The sequence below is a fragment of the Thermus sp. NEB1569 genome, from assembly GCF_022385295.1.
GTDB classification, from domain to species: Bacteria; Deinococcota; Deinococci; order Deinococcales; family Thermaceae; genus Thermus; species Thermus scotoductus.
In genome coordinates, this window is record NZ_CP092445.1 from 1,458,481 (window position 1) to 1,473,265 (window position 14,785).

18 protein-coding genes are annotated in these 14,785 nt (G+C 65.0%); 17 read left to right on the forward strand and 1 reads right to left on the reverse strand.

Going from position 1 to position 14,785, the window contains the following annotated elements:
* Positions 1-3: 3 nt before the first annotated feature.
* From MI302_RS08330 to MI302_RS08405, 16 genes are all read left to right on the forward strand, one after another.
* A complete protein-coding gene (locus MI302_RS08330) occupies positions 4-1,335 on the forward strand; it encodes a VWA domain-containing protein (protein WP_239725447.1) in 1,332 nt (443 codons plus the stop codon).
* Between the two features lie 7 nt (positions 1,336-1,342).
* The gene (locus MI302_RS08335; protein WP_015717698.1) at positions 1,343-1,768 is read left to right on the forward strand and encodes a DUF1999 family protein; all 426 of its coding nucleotides are present in this window, start codon (positions 1,343-1,345) and stop codon (positions 1,766-1,768) included.
* A gap of 5 nt (positions 1,769-1,773) precedes the next feature.
* Positions 1,774-1,983, forward strand: a complete 210-nt coding sequence (locus MI302_RS08340) for a hypothetical protein (RefSeq protein ID WP_019550950.1) — start codon at positions 1,774-1,776, stop codon at positions 1,981-1,983.
* Between the two features lie 84 nt (positions 1,984-2,067).
* Positions 2,068-3,225 carry an acyl-CoA dehydrogenase family protein gene (locus MI302_RS08345; protein ID WP_126186998.1) on the forward strand — a complete coding sequence of 386 codons (1,158 nt, stop codon included), beginning with the start codon at positions 2,068-2,070 and terminating at the stop codon, positions 3,223-3,225.
* 3 nt (positions 3,226-3,228) lie between these two features.
* Positions 3,229-4,128, forward strand: a complete 900-nt coding sequence (holA, locus tag MI302_RS08350) for a DNA polymerase III subunit delta (protein WP_239725449.1) — start codon at positions 3,229-3,231, stop codon at positions 4,126-4,128.
* Between the two features lie 78 nt (positions 4,129-4,206).
* A complete protein-coding gene (locus MI302_RS08355) occupies positions 4,207-5,601 on the forward strand; it encodes a TldD/PmbA family protein (RefSeq protein WP_239725450.1) in 1,395 nt (464 codons plus the stop codon).
* Positions 5,598-6,908, forward strand: a complete 1,311-nt coding sequence (locus MI302_RS08360; protein WP_239725452.1) for a TldD/PmbA family protein — start codon at positions 5,598-5,600, stop codon at positions 6,906-6,908. Before MI302_RS08355 ends, MI302_RS08360 begins: the two co-directional genes overlap by 4 nt.
* Positions 6,909-6,951: 43 nt before the next feature.
* Complete coding sequence (locus MI302_RS08365; RefSeq protein WP_239725453.1) at positions 6,952-7,206, forward strand: AbrB/MazE/SpoVT family DNA-binding domain-containing protein; 255 nt, start codon at positions 6,952-6,954, stop codon at positions 7,204-7,206.
* Positions 7,203-7,604 carry a type II toxin-antitoxin system VapC family toxin gene (locus tag MI302_RS08370; protein WP_239725454.1) on the forward strand — a complete coding sequence of 134 codons (402 nt, stop codon included), beginning with the start codon at positions 7,203-7,205 and terminating at the stop codon, positions 7,602-7,604. Before MI302_RS08365 ends, MI302_RS08370 begins: the two co-directional genes overlap by 4 nt.
* A complete protein-coding gene (locus MI302_RS08375) occupies positions 7,601-8,548 on the forward strand; it encodes a D-glycerate dehydrogenase (protein ID WP_239726516.1) in 948 nt (315 codons plus the stop codon). Before MI302_RS08370 ends, MI302_RS08375 begins: the two co-directional genes overlap by 4 nt.
* 5 nt (positions 8,549-8,553) lie before the next feature.
* Positions 8,554-9,303, forward strand: coding sequence for a sulfite exporter TauE/SafE family protein (locus MI302_RS08380; protein ID WP_239725455.1), 750 nt, complete (start codon positions 8,554-8,556; stop codon positions 9,301-9,303).
* 58 nt (positions 9,304-9,361) lie between these two features.
* Entirely contained in the window at positions 9,362-9,691 is a 330-nt protein-coding gene (locus tag MI302_RS08385; protein ID WP_239725457.1) for an SPW repeat protein, read from the forward strand.
* 201 nt (positions 9,692-9,892) lie between these two features.
* Positions 9,893-10,438, forward strand: coding sequence for a bifunctional pyr operon transcriptional regulator/uracil phosphoribosyltransferase PyrR (gene pyrR / locus MI302_RS08390; RefSeq protein WP_060384556.1), 546 nt, complete (start codon positions 9,893-9,895; stop codon positions 10,436-10,438).
* Positions 10,435-11,340 carry an aspartate carbamoyltransferase catalytic subunit gene (locus MI302_RS08395; protein WP_239725459.1) on the forward strand — a complete coding sequence of 302 codons (906 nt, stop codon included), beginning with the start codon at positions 10,435-10,437 and terminating at the stop codon, positions 11,338-11,340. Before pyrR ends, MI302_RS08395 begins: the two co-directional genes overlap by 4 nt.
* 27 nt (positions 11,341-11,367) lie before the next feature.
* The gene (locus MI302_RS08400) at positions 11,368-12,648 is read left to right on the forward strand and encodes a dihydroorotase (protein ID WP_239725460.1); all 1,281 of its coding nucleotides are present in this window, start codon (positions 11,368-11,370) and stop codon (positions 12,646-12,648) included.
* A 4-nt stretch (positions 12,649-12,652) separates the two neighbouring features.
* Positions 12,653-13,132: a Uma2 family endonuclease gene (locus MI302_RS08405; RefSeq protein ID WP_126164814.1), complete on the forward strand. Its 480-nt coding sequence runs from the start codon at positions 12,653-12,655 to the stop codon at positions 13,130-13,132.
* Here the strand turns inward: MI302_RS08405 and MI302_RS08410 are convergent.
* The gene (locus MI302_RS08410) at positions 13,122-14,165 is read right to left on the reverse strand and encodes a quinone-dependent dihydroorotate dehydrogenase (protein WP_239725461.1); all 1,044 of its coding nucleotides are present in this window, start codon (positions 14,163-14,165) and stop codon (positions 13,122-13,124) included. The genes MI302_RS08405 and MI302_RS08410 overlap by 11 nt on opposite strands.
* 52 nt (positions 14,166-14,217) lie before the next feature.
* On the opposite strand from MI302_RS08410, the gene MI302_RS08415 reads away from it, so the two are divergent.
* Positions 14,218-14,757 (forward strand): hypothetical protein, encoded by a 540-nt coding sequence (locus tag MI302_RS08415; RefSeq protein ID WP_239725462.1) that lies wholly within the window; start codon positions 14,218-14,220, stop codon positions 14,755-14,757.
* Positions 14,758-14,785 lie beyond the last annotated feature (28 nt).

Genomic DNA, 14,785 nt, shown 5'->3' on the forward strand with positions numbered 1-14,785 from the left:
GCAATGCTTTGGCTCCTCCTTCCGGTGCTCCTCCTCGTCTACCTCCTTTACCGGGCGAGGAGGCCCAGGGTGCGCCCCTGGGCCGGGGTGTGGCTTTGGCAGAGGGGCAGGAGGAAGCGCTTTCGGCCCCGGCTGGACCTAAGGCTTTTCCTCCTTCTCCTGGCGGCCGCCTTGATGGTCTTGGCCCTCGAGGATCCCCCCTTGGGTCCCTCCCCCATGATCTTCGTGGTGGACGCCTCCGCCAGTATGGCCACTCGGGAAGGAGCCAAGACCCGTTTGGACCTGGCCAAGGAAAGGCTTCTCCCCCTTTTGGAAAGAACCCCGGAGGCCGTCTTGGTGCGGGCTGGGGAAAAGCCAGAAGCCTATGGCCCTGCCCCCGGCATCGCCCTGAGGACCCAGCTCCTGGCGCTGGAGGCAAGGGACCGGGAAGCCCGGCTGGAGGAGGCCATCGCCCTGGGACGGAGGCTTCTAAAGGCTCCGGTCCTGGTGGCGAGCGACGGCCCCCCGCCCCCTGGGGCAGAGGGGTACATCGGGGTAGGAAGCCCCAGGGAGAACCTGGGGATCGTGGCCGTGGCCCAGGGGTTTTTGGCCTTAGGGAATAGCGCAAGCCGCACCCTCGTCGCCCAGGTAGAGGTGGGGGGCAGGGTGGAGGAGGTGCGGGTTCCGGCTCGGGGCTTCGCCCAGTTGGAGAACCTTCCCTCCACCTTTACCGCCCGGCTCCTGAATGGAGGTGCCCTGGACCTGGACGACAAGGCGGGCTTCGGCCTAAAGCGGCTTGGGGTGGCCTACCCCAAGGCCCCCGCCTTGGAAAGGCTCTTCCTCCTCCTGGGGGTGGTTCCCGGGGAGGAGGTGCGGGTGCGCATCGGGGTACCCCAGGGGCTTCCCGATAGGCCAACCCTCTACCTGGCCCCCTCTGGGGGAAACCCTATCCCGGTTCTCCTCGCTACGCCTCATCCCCTCCTGGAAGGAGTGGCCCTTTTGGGGGAGCGCCTGCCCCCTCCTCCCCCGCCCCCCAGTTCCTGGCGGCCCCTGGTGGAAGGGGAGGATGGGGTGGGCCTTGTCTACTTCGCGGAAGGAGGGCTTTACCTGCCTCCTTTGGCCGCCATCCAGGAGCGCCCCTTCTTCCCCCTCCTGGTCTACAACTTCCTCAAACCCTACCGGGAGGTGCGCACGGGCCTCCTTGCCCCTGTGGAAACCCTTCTTCCCACCCCCGGACCCAGCTTTCTTCCTCCAAGCCAGGGAGGGACAGGCCGGTTCCTCGCCCTCCTCGCCGCCTTGGTGCTCCTCCTCGAGGCCCTTCTCTTCCGCCCCAAACCCCGGGCCCAGGAAGCATAATGGGCCCATGCGCTTCCGTCCTTTCACCGAGCTGGATCTGCACCTCCTCAACCGGGTGGCGGGTAGCCGGCCCTTGAGCCTGGGCGCCGTGCGCTTTTTCGCCCGCACCGGCCACTCCTTCCTGGCGGAAGAGGGGGAGGAGCCCATGGGCTTCGCCCTGGCCCAGGCGGTGTGGCAGGGGGAGGCCACCACGGTTCTCGTCACCCGGGTGGAGGGCAGGAACCAGGCCGTTCTGGAGGGCCTCCTGGCCGCCGTGGTGAAAAGCGCCTACGACGCTGGGGTCTACGAGGTGGCCCTGCACCTGGACCCCACACGGGAGGACCTTCAGGCGGCCTTACAGGCCCAGGGATTTGCCATCGGACCCTTGGTCCTGGCGGTGAGGGTCCTGGGAAGCCGGGGGCAAAGGGGAGAAACCCGGGGCGTCCTAGAATAGGGACCATGAACCGGGTTCTCATCGGCATCCGGGGAGAACCTACCCCCGAGGGGATGGAGCGGATCCTTAAGGCGCTACGGGACCTCGAGGGCACCTCCCAGGTCCAGGCCACCGGCCCTGCCCAGGTCCTGGTGGAGTACGACCCCCAGGTCCTGACGGTGATGGACCTCCTCCGCACCATCCGGGAAGAGGGCTTTTTGGCGGGGATGCTCTGATACCACCCCACCTTGGCTTTCGCCGAGGTGTCATGAGGGGCTATTCCCCCTCCTCTTCCGGTAAACTGCCCCTCGAGGTGCCCCATGCTGGACTTCTACGCCCTAGAAGACCTCCTCACCCCGGAGGAGAAGGAGATCCAAAAGGCCGCCCGTCGCTTCCTGGAAAAGGAGGCCCTGCCCTATATCCGGGATTGGTGGGAGGAAGGAGTCTTCCCCACCCACCTCATACCCCGGTTCGCGGAGCTGGGCTTCCTAGGCCCCACCCTGCCCCCGGAGTACGGAGGGGCAGGAGTTTCCAGCGCCGCCTACGGGCTCATCGCCTACGAGCTGGAACGGGTGGACTCGGGGCTTAGGAGCTTCGTGAGCGTGCAAAGCTCCCTGGTCATGTACCCCATCTACGCCTTTGGCAGCGAGGAGCAGAAGCGGGAGTTCCTGCCCAAGCTGGCCCGGGGGGAGATGGTGGGGGCTTTCGGCCTCACCGAACCCGATGGGGGGTCGGACCCCTACGGCAACATGAAGACCAAAGCCCGCCTCGAGGGGAACACCTGGGTCCTGAACGGCACCAAGATGTGGATCACCAACGGCAACCTGGCCCATATCGCCATCATCTGGGCCAAGGACGAGGAGGGGCGGGTTCTGGGCTTCATCGTTCCCACCGACACCCCGGGCTTCCAGGCCCAGGAGGTGAAGCACAAGATGAGCCTGAGGGCCTCGGTGACCAGCGAGCTGGTGCTGGAGGAGGTGAGAGTGCCCGAGGCCCTGCGCCTGCCCAAGGCTGAGAGCCTCAAGGCCCCCCTTTCCTGCCTCACCCAGGCTCGCTTCGGCATCGCCTGGGGGGTTCTGGGAGCCTTGGAGGCGGTGTACACCGAGGCAGTGGAGTTCGCCAAAAGCCGGAGCACCTTCGGCGAGCCCATCGCCAAAAAGCAGCTGGTGCAGGCCAAGCTGGCGGAGATGCTGGCGGATCACACGGAGGGGCTGCTTCTCGCCTGGCGCCTGGCCCGGCTAAAGGACGAGGGGAAGCTCAAGCCGGCCCAGGTTTCCCTGGCCAAGCGGCAGAACGTGTGGAAGGCTCTTAAGGCCGCCCGCCTAGCCCGGGACATCCTGGGGGGAAGCGGCATCACCCTGGAGTACCACGCCATCCGCCACATGCTCAACCTGGAAACCGTCTACACCTACGAGGGCACCCACGACATCCACACTCTGGTCCTGGGGCGGGAGGCCACGGGGCTGAGCGCCTTCTAAAGCATGGTCATCGCCTTCACAGGGGATCCCTTTCTGGCCAAGGAGGCCCTCCTCCAGGAGGCCTCCCTTCGGGGCCTCACCCACTTCAGCGAACCCACCCCGGAAGCCCTGGCGGAGACCCTAAGCCCCGGGCTTTTCGGGCAAGCCGGGGCCATGCTGGACCTGAGGGAGGTGAGCGATGGGGAGTGGAAGGCGTTAAAGCCCCTTCTGGAAAACGTCCCCGAGGAGGTGGCCGTGCTTATCCTTGATCCCAAGCCCACCACCGCCCGGGCCGCCTTCTACCGCACCCGGGAGCGGCGGGACTTCCCCACCCCGAAGGGCAAGGACCTCGTCCGCCACCTGGAAAACCGGGCCAAGCGGCTGGGGTTCAGGCTACCCGCCGGCATCGCCCAGTACCTGGCCTCCCTGGAAGGGGACCTCGAGGCCCTGGAACGGGAGCTGGAGAAGCTCGCCCTTCTCCCACCTCCCCTCACCCTGGAGAAGGTGGAACGGGTGGTGGCCCTAAAGCCCCCCGTAAGCGGGTTTGACCTGGTGCGGGCGGTTTTGGAAGGGGAGGCCAAGGCCGCCTTTCGCCACCTAAGGCGGCTAAGGGAGGAGGGGGAGGAGCCCCTAAGGCTCCTTGGGGCCTTCGCCTGGCAGTTTTCCCTTCTGGCCAGGACCTGGATGCTCCTTGAGGAAAACCCCAGGCCCACGGAAGCCGACCTCGCCCGCCTCGAGGCCCATCCCTACGCGGCCAAGAGGGCGCTGGAGCTGGCTCGAGGCCTCTCGAAGGAAGCCCTCGAGGCCAGCCTGGACGCCTTGATCCAGGCGGAGCGCCGGGCCAAGGAGGGCAAGGATCCCTGGCTGGCCCTGGAAAGGGCGGTCTACACCCTCCTCCACCTCACCCCGGCAGAACCTGCGTGAGACTCCCCAAAGGAGTCCTCCAGGGAATTCTTCCCTAAGGAGTTGACCCGCGGGTCAGTCCTGGGTTAGCCTCCTTCCATGCTAAGCCCAGATCTGGTGGAAACCCTCCTGCGGCAAGCCCTAAACGGCGGAGCCGACTTCGCCGAGATCTATGCGGAGCGCTCCCGGAGGCGGCGCATGATCGTGCGTTCGGGCCGCCTGGAGGAGGCCATCTCCGGCCTGGACTATGGGGCGGGCCTCCGCCTCTTCTTCGGCACCGAGGTGGTCTACGCCTACACCAACCAGCTCACCCGCGAAGGCCTTCTGGAAGCCCTGGAAACCCTCCTCCGGGCCAAGGGAGCCCTGGGCCAGGTGGACGAGCGGGGTGCCGGGGGCCTGGACTTCCGCAAGGCTTTGCCCAAGGGCCTTCACACCCCCAGAACGCCCTACGGGGAAAAGGACAAGCACTACCGTCTGGAAAGGCTTCTGGAGGCGGAGGCCGGGGCCAGGATCGCCCCGGAGATCAGGCAGGTGGAGGCCAGCCTCCAGGAATGGGAGCAGGAAGTCCTGATCGCCAACACGGAGGGCACGTGGGCCGAGGAAAAGAGGGTCCGCACCCGGCTTTTCGTGCTGGCGGTGGCCCAAGACGGCACGGAGGTGCAAACGGGCTACGCGGCCCCTGGCAAGAGCGTGGGGCTGGAACTCTTCGACCTCTTCCCCCCCAAGGAGGTGGGGGCCAAGGCCGCCCGCCAGGCCCTCACCAACCTGCGGGCCAAGCCCGCCCCCGCCGGGACCATGCCCGTGGTGGTGGGGAACGCCTTCGGCGGGGTTATCTTCCACGAGGCCCTGGGACATCTCTTGGAAACCACCAGTGTGGCCAAAAAGGCCAGCGTCCTGGCCGATAGGCTTGGGGAGGAGGTGGCAAGCCCCGCGGTGACCTACATCGACGACGGCACCCTCCCCCACGCCTGGGGTTCCACGGAGGTGGACGACGAGGGCCGCCCCACGGAGCGCACGGTGCTCATCGAAAGGGGCATCCTCAAAAGCTACATGGTGGACCGCCTGGGCCACCTTCTCACCGGCTACCCCATGACCGGCTCGGGCCGCAGGCAGGACTACACCTTCGCCCCCACCTCGAGGATGCGCAACACCTTCATCGCCCCGGGGGACAAGGAGGTGGAAGACCTCATCGCCAGCGTGGAGTTCGGCCTCTACGCCAAGGAGTTGGGAGGCGGCCAGGTGAAGCCGGGCTCGGGGGAGTACAACTTCGCCGTGCAGGAGGGATACATCATCCGCCACGGGCGCCTGGAAGAACCCGTGCGCGGGGCCATGCTGGTGGGCAAGGGGCCGGAGACCATCAGGAAGGTGGTGGCCGTGGCCAAGGACTGGGAAAACGCCCCCGGGATGTGCGGGAGCCTCTCGGGAATGGTGCCCGTGGAGGTGGGCCAGCCCCATGTGCTGGTCTCCGAGATCGTGGTGGGAGGTAGGGCATGACGCTGGAGGAAGCCAAGCGGTACCTGTTAAGACGGGCGAAGGAACTGGGCCTCGAGGCGGAAGTCCTCTTCCAGGAGGAGCGGGAGCTTTCCCTAAGGGCCCGGCAAGGTACCCTGGAGGAGATCAAGGAGGCCCGCCAGGGGGGAATCGGCCTCAGGGTGGTGGTCCAAGGCCACGTGGGCTACGCCTACACGGAAGAGCTTGCCCCGGAGGCTTTAGAGTGGGCCCTATCGGAGGCCAGGGATAACGCCCTTCTTGCGGGAAAGGAGGGCTTCATCCCCCCGGGCCAGGCTTTGGGAAGCCACGACCTTCTGGGAGAGGGCCTTTCTGCCCCCCTGGAAGCCAAGAAGCAAAGCGCCCTAGAACTGGAAAGGGCCTTACGGGACGACCCCCGAACCCGAAGCGTCCTCATGGGGGGCTACATGGAAAAGGAGGTCCGGATGGCCCTCTCCAGTACCTTAGGGGCCGAGGGTGCCCTCCGCACTGGACTCGCTGGGCTGGGGGGTAGCCTGGTGATGGGGGATGGCCCAAGCCTCAAGCAAGGCTGGGACTTCAAGCAGGCCAAGGAGTTTCACGCCCTGGACCCCGGCCGCACCGCCTTGGAGATCCGGGAGAAGACCGCGAGGCTTTTGAACGCCAAACCTCTCCCCACGGGCCGCTACCGGGCCTATCTGGAGCCTAAAGCCATGGCAGAGCTTCTCCTGGTGCTTTCCCGCTCCCTTTCCGCCAAAAGCGCCCTCGAGGGCAAAAGCCGCCTCCTGAACCGCTTAGGGGAACGGATCGCCTCGGAGTGGGTCACCCTGGTGGACGACCCCACCCTGGAAAAGGGCCTGGTTTCCCGTCCTTTTGACGCCGAAGGCACCCCGGCCCGGCGCACGGTGGTGGTGGAGAAGGGGGTATTCAAAACCTTCCTCCACAACGCAGAAACCGCCAGGGCCTTGGGCCAGGAGAACACCGGCCACGCCTTCCGCACCTACCGCGGAATCCTGGACGTGGCTCCCACCAACCTCTACCTGGAACCCGTGGGCAACCTGCGCCTGGAAAAGGGGGTCCTGATAACCGAGTTCATGGGCCTCCACGCCGGGGCCAACCCCGTGAGCCTGGATTTCTCCCTGCAGGCCCTGGGGCTTTGGGTGGAAGAGGGAGAGGTGCGCTATGCGGTGGAGAACTTCGCCGTGGCCGGGAACCTTTTGGAGCTTCTCCAGGCCATTGAGGCCGTGGGGGACAAACTGGACTGGGAGGTGATGGGGGCCGCCTACGGAAGCCCCATGGTGGCGGTGGCGGAGCTTTCCTTTGCGGGAGCTTAGCGTAAAGCAAAAAGCGCTTGGTGCTTAGTGCTAAGCTAAAGGCATGGCTACGGTCACCATCAGCCCCAAATACCAGATCACCCTGCCCGCCGAGGTTCGGCAGGCTTTGGGGCTCCATCCCGGGGAAAAGCTCCTGGTGGAAGTGGTGGAAGGAGAAATCCGGCTACGCCCCTGGCGCCCGCCGGTTCGGCAGCTTTTGCGGGAACTTCTCCAAGCCTATCCTGAGGAAGCCGAGGCCGTGGGAAAGACCACGGGGCACAACGCGGTGGGCTATATCCGGAAACTGCGCAAGGGATGATCAGCCTGGACACCAACATTATCCTCTCTGCCCTGGACCCCAAGGATGCCCAACATGAGAAGGCCATCGCCTTGCTGGATGGGCTATCCCGGCAAGCCCTTTTTGTCAGCCCTCCGGTCTACGCTGAACTGCGGGCCGGAAGGGGTTGGCCCTTGATAAGGGCTTTTCTTGACAGCCTGGGTATCCACCTGCGGGAAGGGATGCCCCTTCCGGTCTGGGAACTGGCCGGCGAGCGCTTTGGCCTTTACGCTCAAAAGAGGCGAAAAGCCCACTTGCCCCGCCGCATCCTTGCTGATTTCCTTATCGGTTCCCATGCCCTTTTCCACGGCCTACGCTTGGCCACCTTTGACCCTGGGCCTTACAGGTTGGCATTCCCCGAGCTGGAGGTGGTACCCTGACGCCGAAGGGGAAAATCCTCGTTACCCGGAGCCTTCCGGGAAACGCCTTGGAGCGGTTACGGGAAAAGGGTTACCAGGTTGAGGTCCACGAAGGGCTTTTCCTTCCCCGGGAAGATCTCCTCAAGAGGGTGGAGGGAGCCATAGGCCTCATCCCCACCGTGGAGGACCGCATCGACGCCGAGGTGATGGACCGGGCCCCGGAACTAAAGGTCATCGCCTGCTACAGCGTGGGAGTGGATCACGTGGACCTCGAGGCGGCCAAAGCCCGGGGCATCCGCGTGACCCACACCCCCGGGGTGCTCACTGAGGCTACCGCTGACCTCACCTTGGCCCTTCTCCTGGCGGTGGCCAGGCGGGTGGTGGAGGGAGTGGACTACGCCCGAAGGGGCCTTTGGCGGGCCTGGCATCCCGAACTCCTTCTGGGAATGGACCTCCAGGGCGCCACCCTGGGCATCGTGGGCATGGGCCGTATCGGCCAGGCGGTGGCCCAAAGGGCCGAGGCCTTCGGGATGAAGGTGGTCTATACGAGCCGTGCTCCAAAGCCCCTCCCCTACCCTCACCTTTCCCTGGAGGAACTCCTGGCCACATCCGACATCGTGAGCCTTCACACCCCCTTGACCCCCGAAACCCACCGCCTCATGAACCGGGAAAGGCTTTTCGCCATGAGGCCGGGAAGCATCCTGATCAACACCGCCCGGGGAGGCCTCGTGGACACGGAAGCCCTGGTGGAGGCCCTAAAGGGGCATCTTTTCGGAGCTGGCCTGGACGTCACCGATCCCGAGCCCCTGCCCCCAGGGCATCCCCTTTACACCCTTCCCAACGCCGTCATCACCCCCCACATTGGCTCGGCAGGAAGGCGAACCCGGGAACGCATGGCGGAGATAGCGGTGGAGAACCTCCTCTTTGCCCTGGAGGGCAGGGAGCCACCAAACCCGGTAGTATGAGCCCCATGAGCTTCGTCATCGGCCTTCTCGGTGGGGGCTTTGGGGGGCTCGTGGGGCTTGGGGGAGGCACGGTGATGATCCCCCTGATGGTGGGGATTCTCAGGCTTTCCCAGCACAAGGCCCACGGCACCAGCCTGGTGGCGGTCTTCTTCACCGGGCTCATGGGAGCCCTCACCTACGGGCTCCAGGGGTCCTTGAGCCTCAAGGCCGCCTTGTTTTTGGCGGCTACCGCCATCCTCACCGCCCGCCTAGGGGCCCGCTACGCCCACAGCCTGGCGGAAAAGGACCTCAAGCGGGCCTTTGGGTTTTTCCTCCTTTTTGTTTCCCTTCTGCTTCTCCTGAAACCCTACCTGGCCCCCGTGGGCCTGGTGCGGGGCGAGGTTTGGGAGGATCTCACCCTTCTCCTGGCGGGAGGCCTCACCGGCTTCCTCTCGGGCATGATGGGGGTGGGGGGAGGGACCATCATGGTTCCGGCCATGGTGCTTCTCTTGGGCATGGACCAGCACACGGCCCAGGGCACGAGCCTCCTCGCCATGGTACCCGCCAGCCTGGTGGGGGCCTATACCCACCACCGCCTGGGCAACGTGGATACCCTCCTGGCCCCTGGCCTGGTACCTGGGGTACTCTTGGGCACCTTTTTGGGAGGCGAAGCCGCCCACTTTCTACCCGAGGCCACCCTGCGCGTGGTCTTCGCCATGGTGCTCTTATGGACTTCCTGGCGGTACCTCCGCTCCCCAGCCGGAGAAAGTAAGTAATCTCACTATTTGTTGGACTCAAGGAGGTTAAGCTTCGGTTGGAAGGAGGTGAGGGTGTATGCGGCGTTGGCAGGACTGGGCTAACCTTGTCCTTGGCGTCTGGCTCATCCTTTCCCCGTGGCTTTTGGGCTTTAGCGGCACCCCCGCCGCCATGTGGAACGCGGTCATCGTGGGGGTAGTGGTGGGGCTCATGGCCCTCATGCACCTCCGGGGTGGCCCCTTGTGGGAGGAGTGGGTGAACGTGGTCCTGGGCATCTGGCTCATCCTCTCCCCCTGGATCCTGGGGTTTAGCGGGATGGCCAACGCCCTGTGGAACGCGGTGATCGTGGGCGTTCTGGTAGGGGCCCTGGCCTTGAGCGCCACCCGGGAAACGCCCAAGGTAGCCTAAGCCTAGGCCGCCTGGCCCCTGCCCGGGGTCTCGCTCGGGCGGGGGTTCCCCTTGTCTGGGCGGGTCAGGGGGTGTAAGGTAGGGGTAGCCTTTAAACCGGTCCCGCGAGGCCGGAAAGGGGGAAAATGGAACGATACCAGAACGGCAAAAGAAAGAAGCTGGGCGGAGGCCTTGGCCTCCGCTTCTTTTTGGAGGTGAACCGTGCGCTTTAAGGCCGAGCTTTTAAACGCCGAGGAGATGCGCCGGGCCCTCTACCGCATCGCCCACGAGATCGTGGAGGCCAACAAGGGGGTAGAGGGGCTGGCCTTGGTGGGCATCCATACCCGGGGCATCCCCTTGGCGGAGCGCATCGCCCGGTACATCCGGGAGTTTGAGGGCAAGGAGGTGCCGGTGGGGATTCTGGACATCACCCTCTACCGGGACGATCTCTCCGAGATCGGGGTTAGGCCCCAGGTGCGGGAAACCCGGATCCCCTTTGACCTCACGGGGAAGGCCCTGGTCCTGGTGGACGATGTGCTCTACACGGGCCGCACCGCCCGGGCCGCCCTGGACGCCCTCATGGACCTAGGCCGTCCCAGGCGCATCTACCTGGCAGTCCTGGTGGACCGGGGGCACAGGGAACTCCCCATCCGGGCTGACTTCGTGGGCAAGAACGTCCCCACGGCCAAAAACGAGGTGGTGAAGGTGAAGGTGGAGGAAGTGGACGGGGAGGACCGGGTGGAGCTTTGGGAAAGGGAGGAAGCATGAGGCACCTCCTGGATTTCCAGGGCTGGACCAAAGCCCAGGTGGAAAACCTCCTGGACACCGCCCGGGTCATGGCTGAGGTGCTGGAAAGGCCGGTGAAGAAGGTGCCCGCCCTCCAGGGCTTCACCGTGGCCACGGTGTTCTTTGAGCCCTCCACCCGCACCCGCATCTCCTTTGAACTGGCGGCCCGGCGCATGTCCGCGGATGTGGTGTCCTTCGCGGCCCAGGCCAGCAGCCTGCAAAAGGGGGAAAGCTACAAGGACACCCTGCTTACCCTCGAGGCCATGGGCATAGATGCCTATATCATCCGCGCCGACAGCGCCGGGGTCCCCCACCAGGCCACCCGCTGGGTAAAGGGAGTGGTGGTGAACGGGGGGGATGGCCGCCGGGCCCATCCCACCCAGGCTCTTCTGGACGCCTACACCCTCCTGGAGGCCCTGGGAACCCTGGAGGGCAGGAAGATCGCCATCGTGGGGGATATCCTTCACTCCCGGGTGGCCCGCTCCAACGTGGAGCTTCTCCCTCTTCTCGGGGCTGAGGTGTGGGTGGCAGGCCCCCCCACCCTTCTCCCCCAAAGCCTTCCCGGAGCCAGGCTCACCCCTCACCTGGACGAGGCTTTGGCGGAAGCGGATGCGGTTATGGTGCTGAGGCTCCAGAAGGAGCGCATGGAAGCCGGCCTCATCCACCTGAAGGACTATATTGCCCATTACCAGGTAACGGAAGCGCGTCTGAAGAAGGCCAAACCAGGGGCTTTCCTCCTCCACCCCGGCCCCATGAACCGGGACATTGAGCTGGAAGGCACCCTGGCGGACTCGGAAAGAAGCCTGGTGAACCGCCAGGTGCGGAACGGGGTGGCGGTACGCATGGCGGTGCTTTACCACCTCCTGGTGGGGAGGGAAGGGTAAAAGACCCCTTTGAAGGGAGAGGAAAGCATGCTGCTCATCAAGAATGTCACGCTGGTGGATGCCTCAGGGAAACGGGGTCCTGCGGATGTGCTCATCGGGGAAGGCAGGATCCTTAGCCTAAGCGGTGGGGAAGCGGAAAGGATCCTGGACGGGAAGGGCCTCCTCCTGGCCCCTGGCTTCCTGGACCTGCACGCCCACCTCAGGGAACCTGGCCAGGAGGCGAAAGAGGATCTGGCCAGCGGGCTTTTGGCTGCCGTGCGAGGAGGGTACACGGATGTGGTTTCCATGCCCAACACCACCCCCCCCGTGGACACCCCGGAAGCCGTGCGGGCCCTTAAGAAAAAGGCCCACGCCCTAAGCCTCGCCCGGCTCCACCCCGCGGCCGCCCTGACCCAGGGCCAAGAGGGAAAGGCCCTCACGGAAGCCGGCCTCCTTAAGGAGGCCGGTGCCTCCCTCCTCACCGACGACGGCCACACCAACGAGGATGCTGGAATCTTGGCGGCAGGGCTTCTGCAGGCTTCCGCCTTCGGCCTCCCCGTGGCGGTGCACGCCGAGGATGCCTCCTTGCGCCGGGGTGGAGTCATGAACGATGGCCCCCTGGCCGACCTTTTGGGCCTTCCAGGAAACCCGAAGGAGGCGGAAGCCGCCCGGATCGCCCGGGACCTCGAGGTCCTGCGCTACGCCGTACGCCGAAGCCAAAAGAAACCCCACCTCCACATCCAGCACCTCTCCACCAAACGGGGCCTGGAGCTGGTGCAGGAGGCCAAGAGGGCCGGCCTTCCCGTCACCGCCGAGGCCACCCCCCACCACCTCACCCTCACCGAGGAGGCCCTAAAGTCCTTTGACCCCATCCTCAAGGTGGCCCCACCCCTCCGCACCCAGGAGGACGTGGAAGCCCTTATAGAAGGGCTTCTGGATGGCACCCTGGACGCCATCGCCACCGACCATGCCCCCCACACCCAGGCGGAGAAGGAGATGGACCTTTTGCGGGCACCTTTTGGGATACCGAGCCTCGAGGTGGCCTTTCCCCTTCTATACACCGAGCTTCACCTGAAGCGGGGCTTCCCTCTGAAGCGCCTGGTGGAGCTCTTCACCGACGGTCCCCGAAGCATCCTGGGCCTGAAGCCCATCCATCTGGAGGAGGGAGCCGAGGCCAGCCTTGTCCTCCTGGACCCCAAGGAGCGCCCCGTGGAGCCCAGGAACTTCGCCTCCAAGGCCCGGTTTTCCCCCTGGGCAGGATGGGTCTTAGGGGGGTGGCCGGTCTTAACCCTGGTGGAGGGGCAGGTGGTGCACCAGGCGCTAGAATAGGGGCATGCTAAAAAAACTCTTGGAGGCCGATCAGCTGGGGCTACGCCTGGAATGGGTGGGAGGGCTCCCCCTTTGGGAAGCCCAGCCCACTTACCGGCATCAAAAAGCGGTGGACCGCATCCGGCAGAGCATCCGCCCGAAGGAAGCATCTTCCTGCCCCTGCATCCACGTGGCCGACGTCTACGTGCGCTTTCCCGACGGGTCCTACAAGCGCCCCGACATCGCCCTCTTTTGCCGGGAACCCGAGGAGCTGGACGAGGCCATCACCCTGCTCCCGGAAGCGGTGGTGGAGGTGGTGAGCCGGGGCTACGAGGCCAAGGACCTGGAGATCGCCCCCCGGTTCTACCTGTCCCAAGGGGTCAAGGACGTGGTGGTCTTTGACCCCCACACCCTTCTCGTCCTCCACCTACGCCACGATGGCGCCTGGCGGCACGTATCCCCGGTGGAGCTGGAACTCCTTTGCGGCTGCACCCTCACGGTATAGAGACCCAAAGCTCCGTTAAGCTCCTCACCCCCTCCGCCTCCATAAGCTTCAGCAGGCCCTTCAACACCCGGCGGGGGAAAAGGGGGCCCCCGTAGACGAAGCCCGTGTAGACCTGGACCAACCTGGCTCCTAGCTTCAGGCGCTCCCAGATATCCTCAGGACCCTCCACCCCTCCCACGCTCACCAGGGTGAGGCCCTCCACCCCCGAAAGATGCCGCAGCACCTCTAGGGCCCGTTCCTTCAAGGGCCTCCCCGAAAGCCCCCCAGCTTCCTTGGCCAGGGGGCTTTTGAGGTTTGGGCGCTCCAGGGTGGTGTTCACCGCCACCAGGCCCTCTAACCCATGTTTTCGGCAAAGCTCCACCACCTGGTCCAAGGCCTCAAAACTGAGGTCCGGGGCCATCTTGAGGAGAAGGGGCTTTCGGGTGGCGGGGCGGAGCCGGGAAAGAAGCTCATCCAAAAAGGGACCTTCCTGCAGGGTGCGTAGCCCCGGGGTGTTGGGGGAACTCACGTTGAGGACGAAATAGTCCCCATAAGGCTCCAGGACCTGCAGGGCCCTTAGGTAATCCTCCGCCGCCCCTTCCAAGGGGGTATCCCGGTTCTTGCCCAGGTTCACCCCCACGGGGAAGCGAAGGCCCCTTTCCCGGAAGCGCTTAAGCCTCCTGGCCGCCTCCTCGGCCCCTTGGTTGTTGAAACCCATGCGGTTGATAAGGGCATGGTCCTCCACCAGCCGAAAAAGCCGGGGTCTGGGGTTCCCTTCCTGGGGCCTGGGGGTGAGGGTACCCACCTCGGTGAAGCCGAAGCCCAAAGCCCACCAGGCCCCCAAAGCCCGGGCGTCCTTATCCATCCCCGCCGCCAGGCCCAAGGGATTGGGGAAGTGAAGCCCAAAGGCCTCCACCTCGAGCCTCGAGTCCTCCACCCTAAGAAGCTTCGCAGGAACCTCCAGCAGGGGCCCTCGTTCCGACCAGAAGGAAAGAAGCCTTAAGGTGAGCTCGTGGGCTTCCTCCGGGTCCAGGGCGAAGAGCAGGCGGTGCATACGGGCCCATGGTACCTTGACATAGCCGTCCTTTCCAAGGTATACCTAGCCCATGCGTGAGGGCTTCCGTATCGGCTTGAAGAGCCTTGTCCTAAGCCTTGGCTTTCTGCTTGCCGCCTGCTCCTTTACCGTTACCGTGACTCTCCCCGACCAAACCTTCAGCGCCCAAGCCCTGCCCAATACCCAGTGGAAAATCCTTTACCCAAAGAATCCAGCCACCTTCAACCCACCCCCTGTTTCCCCCAAAAGCGTGCTCATCCAAGGCACCCTCGAGGCCGATCAGCCCTTAAACACCACCCTAGCCTTCTACGTGCGTCTTAAGGATCCCAAAACCGACCCCGGTTGCATGGACCTCAGCATCTTTTACAACATTCCCGCCTACGCTTGTAGCATCGGCCCCTACGACGAAAAATCGGGAGAAGCTTTCTTTAACAACTCTTCCTCTGCCCCCTTAACCCTAACGGGCAGGAACCTCACCCAGGGCATCGCCCAGGGCCAGTTCTGGCTGGGCCTCGAGGTCCAGGGCCTGCCCTCCAGTATGGTGACCTTTACCCTCAAGAACCTCAAGGCCACGGTAACGGTGGGCTTTTGAACAAGCAAACCCACTCCCGGGGGCCTTT

Bases quoted from the DNA above. Each gene is read 5' to 3' on its own strand.
- MI302_RS08360 (WP_239725452.1), top strand. From the start codon at position 5,598: ATGACGCTGGAGGAAGCCAAGCGGTACCTGTTAAGACGGGCGAAGGAA.
- holA (WP_239725449.1), top strand. From the start codon at position 3,229: ATGGTCATCGCCTTCACAGGGGATCCCTTTCTGGCCAAGGAGGCCCTC.
- MI302_RS08400 (WP_239725460.1), top strand. From the start codon at position 11,368: ATGCTGCTCATCAAGAATGTCACGCTGGTGGATGCCTCAGGGAAACGG.
- MI302_RS08410 (WP_239725461.1), bottom strand. From the start codon at position 14,165: ATGCACCGCCTGCTCTTCGCCCTGGACCCGGAGGAAGCCCACGAGCTC.
- MI302_RS08355 (WP_239725450.1), top strand. From the start codon at position 4,207: ATGCTAAGCCCAGATCTGGTGGAAACCCTCCTGCGGCAAGCCCTAAAC.
- MI302_RS08395 (WP_239725459.1), top strand. From the start codon at position 10,435: ATGAGGCACCTCCTGGATTTCCAGGGCTGGACCAAAGCCCAGGTGGAA.
- MI302_RS08340 (WP_019550950.1), top strand. From the start codon at position 1,774: ATGAACCGGGTTCTCATCGGCATCCGGGGAGAACCTACCCCCGAGGGG.
- MI302_RS08380 (WP_239725455.1), top strand. From the start codon at position 8,554: ATGAGCTTCGTCATCGGCCTTCTCGGTGGGGGCTTTGGGGGGCTCGTG.
- MI302_RS08365 (WP_239725453.1), top strand. From the start codon at position 6,952: ATGGCTACGGTCACCATCAGCCCCAAATACCAGATCACCCTGCCCGCC.
- MI302_RS08330 (WP_239725447.1), top strand. From the start codon at position 4: ATGCTTTGGCTCCTCCTTCCGGTGCTCCTCCTCGTCTACCTCCTTTAC.
- MI302_RS08370 (WP_239725454.1), top strand. From the start codon at position 7,203: ATGATCAGCCTGGACACCAACATTATCCTCTCTGCCCTGGACCCCAAG.
- MI302_RS08335 (WP_015717698.1), top strand. From the start codon at position 1,343: ATGCGCTTCCGTCCTTTCACCGAGCTGGATCTGCACCTCCTCAACCGG.
- MI302_RS08405 (WP_126164814.1), top strand. From the start codon at position 12,653: ATGCTAAAAAAACTCTTGGAGGCCGATCAGCTGGGGCTACGCCTGGAA.
- MI302_RS08385 (WP_239725457.1), top strand. From the start codon at position 9,362: ATGCGGCGTTGGCAGGACTGGGCTAACCTTGTCCTTGGCGTCTGGCTC.
- MI302_RS08415 (WP_239725462.1), top strand. From the start codon at position 14,218: ATGCGTGAGGGCTTCCGTATCGGCTTGAAGAGCCTTGTCCTAAGCCTT.
- MI302_RS08345 (WP_126186998.1), top strand. From the start codon at position 2,068: ATGCTGGACTTCTACGCCCTAGAAGACCTCCTCACCCCGGAGGAGAAG.